The organism is Microvirga alba (assembly GCF_015694465.1).
GTDB classification, from domain to species: domain Bacteria; phylum Pseudomonadota; class Alphaproteobacteria; order Rhizobiales; family Beijerinckiaceae; genus Microvirga; species Microvirga alba.
This window is the reverse complement of sequence record NZ_JADQDO010000002.1, coordinates 651,474-665,597: the sequence shown is the minus strand read 5'-3', so window position 1 is coordinate 665,597 and position 14,124 is coordinate 651,474. Positions and strand designations below refer to the sequence as shown.

Below are 14,124 nucleotides of genomic sequence, written 5' to 3'. Positions count from 1 at the left end.
CGATCCTGTTGCGGGCATGAAAAAACCCGGCTCGAAGGCCGGGTTTGATCTGTCTCGATGACAACGGGTCGAGGCGTTTTTAAGCGCTCAGAGCCTTGATGCGGTGAGCCAGGCGCGACACCTTCCGCGAAGCCGTGTTGGCGTGCACGATGCCCTTCTGGGCGGCGCGCATCATCTCCGGCTCGGCGGCGCGAAGCGCAGCCACGGCCTCGTTGCGGTTGCCGGCGGCGATCGCCTCTTCGACCTTGCGGACGAAGGTGCGCATGCGGCTGCGACGGTTCCGGTTGATCGCGGTACGCTTCGCGATCTTGCGGGTCATCTTCTTGGCGGACACGGTGTTGGCCATGGCCAATCCTCGTTCTTTAAAAATCCGATGCGGCCAGCCGGGCTTGTTGAAGCTACTCGCGGCGATCGGTTGATTGAATGGAAACCGAAGAGCCCGCGGGACGCGCAGGCTTGTGTGAGGCGGCTTATAGACGCGACTAGGTTGAACGTCAACGGCGGCCTGCCTTTGCGCGTCAAAAAAGCGCCTTCAGAGCCAACCGCCAGGGATTCGCCGGGTCGAGAAGAAGCTTCAGGGCCATGAGACTCGACACCACGACGAGCAGCGGCCGGATGATCCGGGAGCCGAGCCGCATGGCGAGATGCGAGCCGATCTGAGCCCCAATAAACGAGCCTGCGGCCATCACGAGGCCGAGCGGCCAGATCACCATGCCGGTCGCGGCAAAGAGGGTGAGGCTGCCGCAATTGCTTGCCAGGTTGAGCAGTTTCGTATGGGCGGTCGCCCGCACGACCCCGTAGCCGAGGAGAGTCACGAAGGCGAGCATATAGAAGGAGCCGGCACCCGGCCCGAAGATGCCATCATAGAACCCGATGGCGACCGGGACGGTGAGGCCGAAGGTCAGCGCCGTCAGGCGCGCATGGGCGTCCGTATCCCGCACCTTGGGCGAGAGAGCGAAGAACAGGGCGATCCCGATAAGCAGGACCGGGATCACGCCATCGAGCACCGGGCGCGGCAGAAACCGGACGCTGAGCGCCCCGGCGATGCCGCTGATGAAAGCGATGGCCGCGAGAGGCCAGGTCACGCGCCAATCGATCAACCCCTTGCGGCCGAAGGTATAAGTGGCGGAAGCGGCGGCGAAGGATCCCTGCACCTTATTCGTGGCGATGGCGTGCGCCGGATCGAGCCCGGCCAGAAGCAGGGCGGGCAGGGTCAGAAGCCCGCCGCCCCCGGCGATGGAATCGACGAAACCGGCCAGCAGGGAGATCGCGGCCAGCGCCGCGATCATATCGAATCCAAGGTCAGCCACGATTTAGCGATCTTTAAATTGGGGCGCGCGCTTCTCGACGAAGGCGGCCATGCCTTCCTTCTGGTCGGCGGTGGCGAACATGGCGTGGAAGACCCGCCGCTCGAAGCGGATGCCTTCATTGAGCGTGGTTTCGTCGGCGCGGTTGATGGTCTCCTTCGTCATCATGGCGATGGGAAGGGACATGGAGGCGATGGTGTCCGCCGTCTTGAGGGCCTCGGTCAGAAGGTCCGCCACCGGCACGATGCGGGCGACGAGGCCGGAGCGTTCGGCTTCCTCGGCGCCCATCAGGCGACCGGTCAGGCACATTTCCATGGCCTTGGCCTTCCCGATCAGGCGGGTCAGGCGCTGGGTGCCCCCCATGCCCGGCATGACGCCGAGCTTGATCTCGGGCTGGCCGAACTTGGCGTTGTCGGCGGCGATGATGAAATCACACATCATGGCGAATTCGCAGCCGCCGCCGAGCGCGAAGCCCGCCACCGCCGCGATCATGGGCTTGCGCCGGTTCGCCACCCGGTCCCAGCCGGCAAACTGATCGTCGGAATAGATCTGCGGGTAGGAGAGGCTCGCCATCTCCTTGATGTCCGCGCCCGCGGCGAAGGCCTTGTCCGAGCCGGTGATGACGATGCAGCCGATGCCGTGATCCGCCTCGAAGGCGTCGAGGGCCCGGTTCACCTCACCGAGCAGGGTCGAATTGAGAGCGTTCAGGGCCTGCGGCCGGTTGAGGGTGATGAGACCCACCTTGCCGCGTGTTTCGACGAGAATCGTTTCATAGGCCATGGTTTCATAGGTCATGCCGCCGCTCCCTCGATGAAGGGCTCACCGGTTAAGCGAGGCGTCGAGGCTCGGCAAGGGAAAATCGACCATCGGAAAATGAAAGCCCCGCCGAGGAGCCGGCGGGAGCTGTTTCACGTGTCCTATTGCGCCACGAGCTTGCGATAGAGGTGCCAGGTGGCATGGCCCAGGATCGGCAGCGTTACCGCGAGACCGAAGAACAGCGGGATGAAGCCGATGAACAGACCCGCCGCGACGATCAGCGCCCAGAGCGCCATGGGGACCGGATTGGCCATGACCGCCCTGATCGAGGTTTGAATGGCCGTCCCCAAGCTGACGTGGTGGTCGACGAGCATCGGGAAGGAGACCACGCTGATGGCCAGCACCACGGCGCTGAAGACGAGGCCGGCCAGATTGCCGACGATGATGACCGCCCATCCCTGACGGGTCAGGAAGATGTCCTGCAGGAACATGGAGAGCGATTGCGGGACGTGATTGCCGAACGCCGACTTATAGATCGCTTGCGCCGCGCCCATCCACATCAGGAAGATTGCCAGGAGCCACACGCCGAGCGCCACGATGGACCCCAGGCTGGGTCCCTTCAGCACATCGGAAGCGGCGGTCCAGGAGAAGACCTCTCCTCTTTCACGCTGCCGGCTGAGTTCATAAAGACCGAGGGCGGCGAAGGGGCCGAGAAGCGCGAAGCCCGACATGAGCGGGAACAGCAGGGGCAGAACCTTGTAGCCGAAGCTGTAGCGCGCCAGGAAAAGGCCGAGAACCGGATAGATCAGGACGATGAAGAAGGCGTGCGTCGGCATCGCCTTGAAATCGTCGAGCCCCTCCATGAGGGATTGTTTGAGATCGGCGACGCCGATCTTGCGCACGATGGGCTCGTCCAGCGGCGCGTTGATATTGTCGATGGCGTCGAGTTTCGCCATGGCATTCACCTCCCGAACACAGGTTCAAGCGGTTACGACCTACGTGATGCAGTGAGCCCATTGCCCCCAAAAAAGGCCGCTGTTATCGCGGAGCCGCAACCTGCATATCGACGAAAGTGATTGTACCCTTTTCGGGCCAAGCTGTCGCCTGAAAGCCGATCACATATTGGCAACGACGACTTTTGCGGCCCGGTTCCGTCGAAAGCGTAGGAGGGAGCCTCAAACCCTCATCCCGAGGAGCCGCGAAGCGGCGTCTCAAAGGAGTGGTTCAGAGGGCGCTGGGATCCTCCTTCGAGACGCCATTCCTGTCGGAACGGTTCCTCAGGATGAGGCCTTAGCTGTGGCAATGGGCCCTATTTCTGGCATTTCGGACAATAAAAGGTAGAGCGGCCCGATTGCACGAGGCGCGTCACAATCCCCGAGCAGCCCGGCGTGACGCACGGTTCGCCCTCCCGGTCATAGACGCGGAAGCGGTGCTGGAAATAGCCGAGCGTGCCGTCGACCTTCGCGTGATCGCGTAAAGTGGAGCCCCCGGCCTCGACCGCCTCGTTCAGGACGTCGCGGATGATCTCGGCGAGGTGGTGGGCCTTTTTCGTCGGCAGGCCCTTCTTCGACGCAAGCGATCCGGCGGGCGCTTCGGGGTGCAGGCCGGTCCGGAACAGGGCCTCGCACACATAGATATTGCCCAAGCCCGCGATCAGGCGCTGGTCGAGAAGGGCGGCTTTCAAGGGCGTACGCTTGCCCATGAAGAGCCGGGCGATGGTGTCGCCTGAGAGTTCGTTCCCGAGAGGCTCGATCCCCATGTTCGCGAAATGGCGGCAGGTTGCGATCTCGGGTCGGGGCACCAGATCCATGAATCCGAAGCGGCGGGTGTCGTTATAGGTGACGACGGCTCCGTTCGAGAGGGTAAACACCACATGATCGTGCGGGCTCTCACCCCCCGAGGTCTGATAGAAGCTGCCGGGCTCCCGGGTGGACCCATCCCTGGTGACGAGGAAACGCCCGGACATGCCCAGATGCATCACCAGCACCTCTCCGGACGAGAGATCGGCCAAGAGATACTTGGCCCGGCGGCTGAGCGCCGTCACCTCCTGCCCTTCGAGCCTTTTGGCGAAGCGGTCGGGGAAGGGAAAGCGCAGATCGGGCCGCCTTTGGGCGACCTTGGTGAAGCGGGCGCCGACCATGGCGGGCGCGAGGCCCCGGCGGACGGTTTCGACTTCGGGCAGCTCGGGCATCAACCATCTCTGTCGTTGATCAGGCCGTTTACATAGCCTTCCGGGCGCGGTTCCGCTATGGATCGCGGTAACAGGCGACGAGAGGTTTTGAGAGTCATGACCGAGGAAAAGACCCATTTCGGGTTCCAGTCCGTGCCGTTGACCGAGAAACAGGGCCGCGTCAACGAGGTCTTCCACTCGGTCGCGGGCCGCTACGACATCATGAACGACCTGATGTCGGCGGGCCTCCACCGCCTGTGGAAGAACACCCTCGTCACATCCTTACGGCCTCCGCGCGACCGGCCCTTCCGGCACCTGGACGTCGCCGGCGGCACCGGGGACGTGGCCTTCCGCATTCTCGACGCGGCCGGGCCGCAGACCCATGTCACCGTGCTCGACATCAATGGCGACATGCTCAATGTCGGGCGCGAGCGGGCGGGTCACCGCTATGACGGCCGCATCGATTTCGTCGAGGCCAATGCGGAGGTCCTGCCGTTCGAATCGAAGAGTTTCGACGCCTACACCATCGCCTTCGGCATTCGGAACGTGCCGCGCATCGATGAGGCGCTGAAAGAGGCTTATCGGGTGCTGAAACCCGGCGGCCGCTTCATGTGCCTGGAATTCTCGAGGGTGGACGTGCCGCTTCTCGACAAGGTCTACGATGCCTATTCCTTCAACGTCATTCCGAAGATCGGCCAGATGGTGACGGGGGATGCGGAATCCTACCAATATCTCGTGGAGTCGATCCGCCGCTTCCCGACGCCCGCCGCCTTCGCGCGGATGATCGAGGAGGCGGGTTTCAAGCGTGTCACGCACCGGGCCTTGACCGCGGGCGTCGTCAATATCCACTCCGGCTGGAAAATCTGACGTGATCGGCAGCATCGTCCACCTCTCCCGCAATCTTCGCGCCGGCTGGGTGCTGGCCCGCGAAGGCGCGCTCGCGCTCGTCGATCCGAACGTGCTGCCGCCCTCCGCGCGGCTGACCCTGCGGCTGGCCCGGGTCATCGAGCGGCGCAAGGCGGGTGACGGCGCGGCGCGGCTCTCGGCAGCGCTGACGAGGCTTGGCCCGTCTTATGTAAAGTTCGGCCAGTTCCTGGCGACCCGCCCCGACATCGTCGGCGTGGCGGCGGCGCTGGATCTCGAACAATTGCAGGACCGGATGCCGCCCTTCCCGCGTGAGGAAGCGGTGCGCACCATCGAGGCGGCCTTGGGCCGCCCGATCGACGACCTCTTTCTGGAGTTCAGCGAGCCGATCGCGGCCGCCTCCATCGCACAGGTCCACAAGGCGCGCATCAAGACACCCGAGGGCGAGGAAACCGTCGCGGTGAAGGTGGTGCGCCCCGGCGTGCGCGCGGGCTTTGCCCGCGACCTGCAGGCCATGCGCGCGGCGGCTCGTCTCTTCGAGCGCGTCGTTCCGGAAGCGCGCCGCCTGAAGCCGATGGAAATCGTGGAGACGCTTGCCCGCTCCGTCGCGGTCGAGATGGATTTGCGCCTCGAAGCCGCCGCCATGTCGGAACTCGCCGAGAACACCAAGGACGATGCCGATTTCCGCGTTCCGACGCCGGAATGGACGCTGACCGCCCGCGATGTTTTGACCATCAGCTGGATCGACGGCATCCGCCTCAACGATCTCAAGGCGATCGAAAATGCCGGCCTCGACCGCGTCGAGCTGGCCCGCACCGTCCTTCAATCCTTCCTGCGTCATGCCATCCGCGACGGGTTTTTCCACGCGGACATGCATCCCGGCAATCTGTTCGTGGACGCGAAAGGCCGCCTCGTCGCGGTCGATTTCGGCATCATGGGCCGGCTCGGCATGAAGGAGCGCCGCTTTCTCGCGGAAATCCTCCTCGGCTTCATCCGTCGGGACTATCGCCGGGTGGCGGAGGTGCATTTCGAGGCGGGCTACGTGCCGCCGCACCATTCGGTGGAAGATTTCGCGCAGGCCATCCGCGCCATCGGCGAACCGATCCACGATCGCCGCGCCGACGAGATTTCGATGGCCAAGCTGTTGACCCTGCTGTTCGAGATCACCTCGCTTTTCGACATGGCGACGCGCATCGAACTCGTCATGCTGCAGAAGACCATGGTCGTGGTGGAGGGCGTGGCGCGTAATCTCAATCCGAAACTCGACATGTGGACCACCTCCGAGCCCGTGGTGCGCGAATGGATGGAACGCCATCTCGGCCCCATCGGCCGCGTCGAGCAGGGGGCTCAGGGATTGTGGACGCTCGCCGGCGTCGCCGCCGGTCTGCCCGACCTCGCCTTGCGCGCGGGGCGGGTGCTGGCTCAAGTGGAGGGCGTGACGGCCAACGGCGTGACGCTCGATCAGGAGAGTCTAACCGCCATCGGCCGGGCCGAGGCGCGCGGCAATCGCTGGGGCACACTGGCCTTGTGGATCATCGCGGGCTTGCTCGCGGTTCTGGTCTTTCAATAGGGACGCGGGCAGCCTCATGTGGATCTGGGTATGCGGTCCCTATGCGACAGGCGGCGCCGATCGCCAGCAGAGAGCGGCCAATTTGCGGATTCTGAACCAAGCTGCCCTAGAACTCTTTCGGCGAGGGCACACGCCCGTTATCGGCGCGAACATGGCCTTGCCGATGATCGACGCGGCAGGCATGGACGATGCATCTCACGACATCAGGCTTCCGCTTTCGCTGGCGCTTCTGGAAAAGTGCGATGCCTGCCTGCGGATCGGCGGGGAATCCAGGGGATCGGACATCGAGGTGGACCGGTTCAGGGCGTCCGGTCGTCCGGTTTTTTCATCGATGAATGATATTCCCGACGCAGCGAAGGATACCGCGCCGTGACATCTTCCCTCGCAGGTTCTCTCGCAGGCAAGCGCATCCTCCTCATCATCGGTGGCGGGATCGCGGCCTACAAATCCCTCGATCTCATCCGCCGCCTGCGCGAGCGTGGGGCCTCCGTGCGCTGCATCCTCACCGCAGGCGCGCAGCACTTCATCACGCCGCTTTCGGCCTCCGCCATTTCGGGGCAGCGCTCGCATACCGATCTCTTCGACCGGGAAGACGAGGCCGATATCGGCCATATCCGTCTGGCGCGGGACGCGGACCTCGTCGTCGTCGCGCCGGCCACCGCCAACACCATGGCGAAGATGGCGGGCGGCGATGCGGACGATCTCGCCTCGACGGTGCTTCTCGCAACCACGCTGCCGATCCTGATTGCGCCCGCCATGAACGTGCGCATGTGGCTGCATCCGGCGACGCAGCGCAATCTCGGCGTCCTCCAGGCCGACGGCGTGCACATCGTCGGTCCGAACGAGGGCGCGATGGCGGAGGCCGAAACCGGTCCCGGCCGCATGTCGGAACCGCTTGAAATCGTCGCCGCCGTCGAAAAGCTTTTGTCGCCGTCCGGTGCGCTCTCGGGCAAGCACGCGCTCGTCACCGCAGGGCCGACCCATGAGCCCATCGATCCGGTGCGCTACATCGCCAACCGCTCGTCCGGAAAACAGGGATACGCCATCGCCCGCGCGGCGGCCGATGCGGGCGCGCGGGTCACGCTCGTTTCCGGCCCGGTCGATCTGCCCGATCCGCCCGGCGTGAATGTGGTGCGTGTGGAAAGCGCCCGCGAGATGCTCGCCGCCGTCGAGAAGGCGCTGCCCGCCGACATCGGCATCTTCGCGGCCGCGGTTGCCGATTGGCGCGTGGCTCATGCGGGCGAGCAGAAGATCAAGAAAATCGGCGACGCGTCATCCGCGCTTTCGCTCATCGAAAACCCCGACATCCTCGCCACCCTATCCCACCGCAAGGAGGGCCGCCCGCCGCTCATGGTGGGTTTCGCCGCCGAGACGGAGAAGGTCATCGAGAACGCGCAGCAGAAGCTTTTGAGAAAAGGCTGCGATCTCATCGTCGCCAACGACGTCTCCACCGCAACCGGCGTGATGGGGGGCGATCAAAACACGGTTCATCTGGTCTCGGCCGCCGGTGTCGAAACCTGGCCGACCCTTTCGAAAACCGAGGTCGCCCGCAAGCTCGTGGAGCGTTTGAGCGACCTTGCCGGAGCAATGCCTTCATGACTCATCTTCTTCGCATCCAGCGTCTGAGCCACGCCGAAGGACTGCCGCTGCCGCGTTATGAGACGGCGGGCGCGGCAGGCATGGACCTGATCGCGGCGAACGCGGACGACGCGCCCGTCGTGCTCGCGCCCTCGCAGCGCGCGCTTGTCCCGACCGGCCTCGTGCTGCAGCTGGAACCCGGCTTCGAGGCGCAGGTGCGTCCGCGCTCGGGTCTTGCCCTCAAACACGGCGTCACGGTTCTGAACGCGCCCGGCACCATCGATGCGGATTATCGCGGCGAGGTGCAGGTGTTGCTCGTCAATCTGGGTCAGGAGCCTTTCACGATCACGCGCGGCCTGCGCATCGCGCAGATGGTGGTCGCGCCCGTCACCACGGTGACCCTCGTCGAGGTGGCGAATGTGGATGAGACCGCCCGCGCCGCCGCCGGCTTCGGATCGACCGGGATGGTGAGGAATCTGGGATGAACTCTCTGTCCCGCCGCTCGCTTCTCGCCATTGCCGCGGTCACGGATATCGCGCTTCATGCCCGCCCGATGCCGGTTTCGGCCAAGGCGCTGGCGGCGCGGCACAATCTGCCGCCACGCCATCTCGAACCGGTTCTCCAGGCGCTCGTCCGGCAAGGTATCCTGAAGGGTCTGCGCGGGCCACGCGGCGGCTACGAACTAGCGCGCGAGCGCCGCCGCGTCACGGCGGGCGACATCGTGCGGGTGGCCATGTCGGCGCAGGACGAGGAGGGTTCCTCGCCGGTGCCGGAATCCCGCCTCGCCGAGGCCGTCGTCGCGCCGCTCATCAAGCGCGGAACCGATGCCTTCCTGGCTGAATTGGATCAGGTGACGGTGGACGATCTCTGTCATCGCGCGCAGGCGGAAGGCGTGGTCGAGGCGATGTCTCCGGTCGATTTTACAATTTAGAATGTAGAATAATCTATTTATCGACATGTTTCGCGTAAAGAGATAAAAAGCCCATTGTCATGTCTTGAGGAGACTTCCATGGCTGAATCCGCCAACAAGCCCGGCCGCGGCAAAATCTACGGTTCCATCACGGATACGATCGGCAACACCCCGCTCGTGCGCCTGAACCGTTTGCCGAAGGAATATGGCGTCGACGCAGAGATTCTCCTCAAACTCGAGTTCTTCAATCCGATTTCAAGCGTGAAAGACCGCATCGGCGTTAGCATGATCGATGCGTTGGAAGCGCAAGGGATCATCAAGCCGGGCGCGACGCTCATCGAACCGACCTCGGGCAATACCGGCATCGCGCTGGCCTTTGTCGCGGCGGCGCGGGGCTACAAGCTGATCCTGGTGATGCCGGAGACCATGTCCATCGAGCGCCGCAAGATGCTCTCCTTCCTCGGCGCGCAGCTCGAACTCACCCCCGGCCCGCTCGGCATGAAGGGCGCGGTGGCGAAGGCTGAGGAATTGAACAAGGAGATCCCCGGCTCGATCATTCCGCAGCAATTCCGCAATCCGGCCAACCCGGAGATTCATCGCAAGACCACGGCGGAAGAGATCTGGAACGACACCGACGGCAAGCTCGACGCCTTCATCGCGGGCGTCGGCACCGGCGGCAGCATCACCGGCGTCGGCCAGGTGCTGAAACCGCGCCTGCCGAACCTCAAGGTGATCGCGGTGGAGCCGGAGGATTCGCCGGTTCTCTCGGGCGGCCAACCCGGCCCGCACAAGATCCAGGGCATCGGGGCCGGATTCGTGCCGGAGGTGCTCGACCGCTCGATCCTCGACGAGGTCGTGACCGTCGGCAACCAGACCGCCTTCGACGTGGCGCGCAAGCTTGCGAAGCTGGAGGGCATTCCCGGCGGCATCTCCACGGGCGCGAATGTCGCGGCGGCTTTGGAGATTGCGGCGCGGCCCGAATTCAAGGGCAAGCGCATCGTCACTCTCGCCCCCTCCTTCGCCGAGCGCTACATTTCGAGCGCGCTGTTCGAAGGCATCTGAGACCTCTCAAGACAGCATTTGTCAGGGCGGCCCGAGGCCGCCCTTTTCTTTTGCGCGTGCTTCCACATGTTGGCAAAGGGTAAGCTGAACAGAGGAATGCTCTTCATGACATCCGACACCGCTCCGATCCGCCTCTTCTCCGGTCCGTTGAGCATGTTCGGCGCGAAGGCGCAGATCGCGGCTCACGAAAAGGGCCTCGATTTCGAACTCATCATGGTGCCGTTCGAGATGAGGCGGCTCTACGAGCCGAAGCATCCCGAGGTGGTGCGGATCAATCCGAAGAAGCAGGTGCCGGTCCTGATTCACGGCGACGTGGAGATTTTCGACTCGACCCAGATCTTTGAGTATCTCGAAGACCTGAAGCCTGCTCCCGCGCTCTGGCCGGCGAGCCGGGCCGAGAGGGCACAGGCCCGTCTCATCGAACACAAATCCGATGAGATCTACTTTCCGCCCATCATTCGATTGATGAGCTTGCAGGACGTGCTGGAGGACCCTGTGGCGATCGCCGCGCGCGAGATCACGGCAGATTTCTACGAGGACATGGAAGAGACCTTGGGGGACAGCGAGTTTCTCGCCGGCTCCTATTCCTTCGCCGACATCGCCTTCTACATGGCGCAACTTTTTGGTGCGCGCATGGGTGCAGGCATGACCGACGCGACACCGAAGCTTCTGCAATGGCGCGCGCGGATGACGGAGCGCTCCGCCGTGCGGCGCGTTGTCGGGCCGATGGCAGCTTTTCTGGTGTCGGAGGGGCGTCCCTTGCCCACTTTCATGGCGGACCTCGCGCCATCCGCTGCGGCGACCTGATCCGCAAGCTTGGCCAGAACCGCTGTCGTTCGGCGCGGTTGTCTTGAATCGATGGTTCAAGGAGTGCGTGATGGCCGAGAAGAAACGCCCGTCCGGTAGTCTCGGGAATCGCGAGGATCGCGGCGGCGGCAAACCCGGAAGTGACGAGCACAAGCTTCCGGCGGCAGGCCCGCATGCCAAACCGGAATTGACGAACCCCGATGCGACGCCGGGCACAGGCGCTCTGCCGGAGCCCGGACAACCCAACGCGGATTCGACGAGCGGATAGACGCGAGGATTTTCACCGTCCTCCACCTTAGCCTTCCACCCTCAATCCTCATCCTGAGGAGATCACGCAGTGACCGTCTCGAAGGAGGTTCCAGAGCGCTGGAGACGTCTCGTCCTTCGAGACGGTGCTTCGCACCTCCTCAGGATGAGGCTCCTTTCGGCAGATCAGCTTGCGCGTCCGGCATTCTCGCATCGGCGGCGATGATGAGCTTTTTCCAGCTCCACAGTTGATTTTCGGAACTGTGGACACATCATCGTGAAACTGAAGCACAAAGGGGAAGCCGCCATGGCCAAGCTTATTTTCGTCAACCTGCCCGTCAGCGACCTTGAACGCTCGACCGCGTTCTATGAAGCGATCGGCGCCGAAAAGAACGAGCAATTTTGCGATGCTACCGCGTCGTGCATGGTCTTCTCCGAAACCATCCACGCGATGCTGTTGACCCATGACAAGTTCCGCCAATTCACGCCGAAGAAAATCGCCGATGCGCGGGTGGTCAGCGAAGTCCTGATCTGTATCTCGGCGGATAGCCGCGAGGATGTCGACGCGATGGTCGGCAAGGCTCGCGCCGCCGGCGGAACGCTCGATCCCACCCCGACGCAGGATTTTGGCTTCATGTATGGCCGCAGCTTCGAGGACCCGGACGGGCATATCTGGGAAGTCATGTGGATGGATGTCGCGGCGGCTCAGGCAGCCATGGCGGCGGACGCCTGATCCGCAGTCGGCCTTCGCCCTTTCGCGCTCAGCCGACACTTTTCTCGGATCCATATGAAGAAGGCCGCCCTTGAGGGCGGCCTTCTTTCTGTCTCGGTTGTCGAAGCCCTTAAGCGGTCAGCGCTTCCTTCGAGCGCTCGGCGCGCTTGCGGTCGTTGGGGTCAAGAACCGCCTTGCGGATGCGGATCGACTTCGGCGTCACTTCCACCAACTCGTCGTCCTGAATCCAGGCCAGCGACTTTTCCAGCGTCATGCGGATCGGCGGGGTCAGGCGCACCGCTTCGTCCTTCGAGGTGGTGCGGATGTTGGTGAGCTTCTTGCCCTTGAGAACGTTCACTTCGAGATCGTTCTCGCGGTTATGCTCGCCGACGATCATGCCCTGATAGACCTTCCAGCCGGGCTCGATCATCATCGGGCCGCGATCTTCCAGGTTCCACAGCGCGTAGGCGACAGCCTCGCCCTGGTCGTTGGAGATCAGCACGCCGTTGCGGCGGCCGGCGATCTCACCCTTGTAAGGCTCGTAGGCATGGAACAGGCGGTTCATGATCGCGGTGCCGCGCGTATCGGTCATCAACTCGCCCTGATAGCCAATGAGGCCACGGGTGGGGGCGTAGAACACGAGACGCTGACGGTTGCCGCCGGAGGGGCGCATCTCGACCATGTCGGCGCGGCGCTCGGACATCTTCTGCACCACGACGCCGGAATGCTCCTCGTCCACGTCGATGACCACTTCCTCGATCGGCTCGAGAAGCTGGCCGGTGGCCTCGTCCTTCTTGAACACGACGCGGGGACGCGACACGGCGAGCTCGAAGCCCTCGCGGCGCATGGTCTCGATCAGGATGGCGAGCTGCAATTCGCCGCGCCCGGACACGTAGAACGAGTCCTTGTCGGCCGCTTCCTCGATCTTCAGCGTCACGTTGCCTTCCGCTTCCTTGAACAGGCGGTCGCGGATCATCCGGCTCGTGACCTTGTCGCCCTCGGTGCCGGCGAGCGGGCTATCGTTGACGATGAAGGACATGGTGACGGTCGGCGGATCGATCGGCTGCGCCTGGATCGCGACCTCGTTCTCGGGCGCGCAGAAGGTGTCGGCCACCGAGCCCTTGACCAGTCCTGCGATGGAGACGATGTCGCCGGCCTCGCCCAGCTCGATCGGCTGGCGCTCCAGGCCACGGAAGGCGAGAATCTTGGACACGCGGCCCGTCTCGACCACGTTGCCGTCACGGTCGAGCACCTTGATTGCCTGGTTCGGCTTCACCGAGCCAGACGAGATGCGGCCGGTGACGATGCGGCCCAGGAAGGGGTTGGCTTCGAGCAGCGTTCCGAGCATGCGGAACGGACCCTCCTCGGTCTTGGCCGGGGGCACATGCGCGAGCACGAGATCGAACAGGGGGGCTAGGCCCTGGTCGCTCGGGCCTTCCGGCGACTTGGCCATCCAGCCGTTGCGGCCTGAACCGTAGAGGATCGGGAAGTCGAGCTGCTCGTCGGTGGCGTCGAGCGCCGCGAACAGGTCGAACACCTCGTTGATGACTTCCTGGTGGCGGGCGTCGGGCCGGTCGATCTTGTTGATGGCGACGATGGGACGCAGGCCGATCTTCAGGGCCTTGGACACCACGAACTTGGTCTGCGGCATCGGGCCTTCGGCCGCGTCCACGAGAACGATGGCGCCGTCCACCATGCTCAGGATGCGCTCCACCTCGCCGCCGAAATCGGCGTGGCCGGGCGTATCGACGATGTTGATGCGGGTATCCTTCCAGACGACCGAGGTCGCCTTGGCGAGAATCGTGATGCCGCGCTCTTTCTCGATGTCGTTCGAGTCCATGGCGCGCTCTTCCACGCGCTGGTTCTCGCGGAAGCTGCCCGACTGGGAGAGCAGCTTGTCGACGAGGGTCGTCTTGCCATGGTCGACGTGGGCGATGATGGCGATATTGCGCAGCTTCATAAGGGCTCTTTCAAAGCAAAAACCGTCCGGCTGCGGGGGCCCGCTTGGCGCACTCTCTCGAAACCGGAAAAGGGAAATCGTGCGATGCAATATAGTGATGAGCCTCCCCCGGCAATAGGGCGAGGCCGATTCGCGCGCCTCAACGGCTTGGAATCGTCGAAAAAACGCGCCTCGCCCGGGAG

General features: G+C 64.0%; 16 protein-coding genes. 10 read left to right on the top strand and 6 right to left on the bottom strand.

From position 1 onward, the window contains the following. Positions 1–79 precede the first annotated feature (79 nt). The 5 genes from rpsT to mutM form a co-directional block, all read right to left on the bottom strand. The gene (gene rpsT, locus I2H38_RS07470; protein ID WP_196271179.1) at positions 80–346 is read right to left on the bottom strand and encodes a 30S ribosomal protein S20; all 267 of its coding nucleotides are present in this window, start codon (positions 344–346) and stop codon (positions 80–82) included. A 172-nt stretch (positions 347–518) separates the two neighbouring features. Then, positions 519–1,310: a TSUP family transporter gene (locus I2H38_RS07465; RefSeq protein ID WP_407664038.1), complete on the bottom strand. Its 792-nt coding sequence runs from the start codon at positions 1,308–1,310 to the stop codon at positions 519–521. Positions 1,311–1,313: 3 nt separating this feature from the next. After that, positions 1,314–2,087 carry an enoyl-CoA hydratase gene (locus tag I2H38_RS07460; RefSeq protein WP_196271354.1) on the bottom strand — a complete coding sequence of 258 codons (774 nt, stop codon included), beginning with the start codon at positions 2,085–2,087 and terminating at the stop codon, positions 1,314–1,316. A 137-nt stretch (positions 2,088–2,224) separates the two neighbouring features. Continuing rightward, a complete protein-coding gene (locus tag I2H38_RS07455) occupies positions 2,225–3,019 on the bottom strand; it encodes a DUF2189 domain-containing protein (protein WP_196271178.1) in 795 nt (264 codons plus the stop codon). Between the two features lie 353 nt (positions 3,020–3,372). Next, positions 3,373–4,254 carry a bifunctional DNA-formamidopyrimidine glycosylase/DNA-(apurinic or apyrimidinic site) lyase gene (gene mutM, locus I2H38_RS07450; protein WP_196271177.1) on the bottom strand — a complete coding sequence of 294 codons (882 nt, stop codon included), beginning with the start codon at positions 4,252–4,254 and terminating at the stop codon, positions 3,373–3,375. Positions 4,255–4,350: 96 nt separating this feature from the next. Here mutM and ubiE point away from each other — a divergent pair, with 96 nt between their 5' ends. From ubiE to I2H38_RS07400, 10 genes are all read left to right on the top strand, one after another. Beyond that, positions 4,351–5,100, top strand: coding sequence for a bifunctional demethylmenaquinone methyltransferase/2-methoxy-6-polyprenyl-1,4-benzoquinol methylase UbiE (gene ubiE, locus I2H38_RS07445; RefSeq protein ID WP_196271176.1), 750 nt, complete (start codon positions 4,351–4,353; stop codon positions 5,098–5,100). Between the two features lies 1 nt (position 5,101). Then, complete coding sequence (gene ubiB / locus I2H38_RS07440) at positions 5,102–6,667, top strand: 2-polyprenylphenol 6-hydroxylase (protein ID WP_196271175.1); 1,566 nt, start codon at positions 5,102–5,104, stop codon at positions 6,665–6,667. Between the two features lie 16 nt (positions 6,668–6,683). Continuing rightward, on the top strand, positions 6,684–7,040 hold the full coding sequence (locus I2H38_RS07435) for a DUF4406 domain-containing protein (RefSeq protein WP_196271174.1): 357 nt from the start codon (positions 6,684–6,686) through the stop codon (positions 7,038–7,040). After that, on the top strand, positions 7,037–8,266 hold the full coding sequence (gene coaBC, locus I2H38_RS07430; protein WP_196271173.1) for a bifunctional phosphopantothenoylcysteine decarboxylase/phosphopantothenate--cysteine ligase CoaBC: 1,230 nt from the start codon (positions 7,037–7,039) through the stop codon (positions 8,264–8,266). The genes I2H38_RS07435 and coaBC overlap by 4 nt, the downstream gene beginning before the upstream one ends. After that, positions 8,263–8,730 carry a dUTP diphosphatase gene (gene dut / locus I2H38_RS07425; protein ID WP_196271172.1) on the top strand — a complete coding sequence of 156 codons (468 nt, stop codon included), beginning with the start codon at positions 8,263–8,265 and terminating at the stop codon, positions 8,728–8,730. Before coaBC ends, dut begins: the two co-directional genes overlap by 4 nt. Continuing rightward, a complete protein-coding gene (locus tag I2H38_RS07420; protein ID WP_196271171.1) occupies positions 8,727–9,176 on the top strand; it encodes an RrF2 family transcriptional regulator in 450 nt (149 codons plus the stop codon). The genes dut and I2H38_RS07420 overlap by 4 nt, the downstream gene beginning before the upstream one ends. 78 nt (positions 9,177–9,254) lie before the next feature. After that, positions 9,255–10,217, top strand: coding sequence for a cysteine synthase A (cysK, locus tag I2H38_RS07415; protein WP_196271170.1), 963 nt, complete (start codon positions 9,255–9,257; stop codon positions 10,215–10,217). Between the two features lie 105 nt (positions 10,218–10,322). Next, a complete protein-coding gene (locus I2H38_RS07410; RefSeq protein WP_196271169.1) occupies positions 10,323–11,024 on the top strand; it encodes a glutathione S-transferase family protein in 702 nt (233 codons plus the stop codon). Between the two features lie 70 nt (positions 11,025–11,094). Continuing rightward, positions 11,095–11,292: a hypothetical protein gene (locus tag I2H38_RS07405; RefSeq protein ID WP_196271168.1), complete on the top strand. Its 198-nt coding sequence runs from the start codon at positions 11,095–11,097 to the stop codon at positions 11,290–11,292. Positions 11,293–11,577: 285 nt separating this feature from the next. Beyond that, a complete protein-coding gene (locus I2H38_RS07400) occupies positions 11,578–12,003 on the top strand; it encodes a VOC family protein (protein ID WP_196271353.1) in 426 nt (141 codons plus the stop codon). Positions 12,004–12,112: 109 nt separating this feature from the next. On the opposite strand, the gene typA is transcribed toward I2H38_RS07400, so the two are convergent. Next, positions 12,113–13,942 (bottom strand): translational GTPase TypA, encoded by a 1,830-nt coding sequence (gene typA, locus I2H38_RS07395; RefSeq protein ID WP_196271167.1) that lies wholly within the window; start codon positions 13,940–13,942, stop codon positions 12,113–12,115. Positions 13,943–14,124: the final 182 nt, after the last annotated feature.

Excerpts from the sequence above, each read along its gene's own strand:
- rpsT (WP_196271179.1), bottom strand. The coding sequence starts at position 346 with ATGGCCAACACCGTGTCCGCCAAGAAGATGACCCGCAAGATCGCGAAG.
- I2H38_RS07460 (WP_196271354.1), bottom strand. The coding sequence starts at position 2,087 with ATGGCCTATGAAACGATTCTCGTCGAAACACGCGGCAAGGTGGGTCTC.
- I2H38_RS07455 (WP_196271178.1), bottom strand. The coding sequence starts at position 3,019 with ATGGCGAAACTCGACGCCATCGACAATATCAACGCGCCGCTGGACGAG.
- mutM (WP_196271177.1), bottom strand. The coding sequence starts at position 4,254 with ATGCCCGAGCTGCCCGAAGTCGAAACCGTCCGCCGGGGCCTCGCGCCC.
- ubiE (WP_196271176.1), top strand. The coding sequence starts at position 4,351 with ATGACCGAGGAAAAGACCCATTTCGGGTTCCAGTCCGTGCCGTTGACC.
- I2H38_RS07435 (WP_196271174.1), top strand. The coding sequence starts at position 6,684 with ATGTGGATCTGGGTATGCGGTCCCTATGCGACAGGCGGCGCCGATCGC.
- dut (WP_196271172.1), top strand. The coding sequence starts at position 8,263 with ATGACTCATCTTCTTCGCATCCAGCGTCTGAGCCACGCCGAAGGACTG.
- I2H38_RS07420 (WP_196271171.1), top strand. The coding sequence starts at position 8,727 with ATGAACTCTCTGTCCCGCCGCTCGCTTCTCGCCATTGCCGCGGTCACG.
- cysK (WP_196271170.1), top strand. The coding sequence starts at position 9,255 with ATGGCTGAATCCGCCAACAAGCCCGGCCGCGGCAAAATCTACGGTTCC.
- I2H38_RS07410 (WP_196271169.1), top strand. The coding sequence starts at position 10,323 with ATGACATCCGACACCGCTCCGATCCGCCTCTTCTCCGGTCCGTTGAGC.
- I2H38_RS07405 (WP_196271168.1), top strand. The coding sequence starts at position 11,095 with ATGGCCGAGAAGAAACGCCCGTCCGGTAGTCTCGGGAATCGCGAGGAT.
- I2H38_RS07400 (WP_196271353.1), top strand. The coding sequence starts at position 11,578 with ATGGCCAAGCTTATTTTCGTCAACCTGCCCGTCAGCGACCTTGAACGC.
- typA (WP_196271167.1), bottom strand. The coding sequence starts at position 13,942 with ATGAAGCTGCGCAATATCGCCATCATCGCCCACGTCGACCATGGCAAG.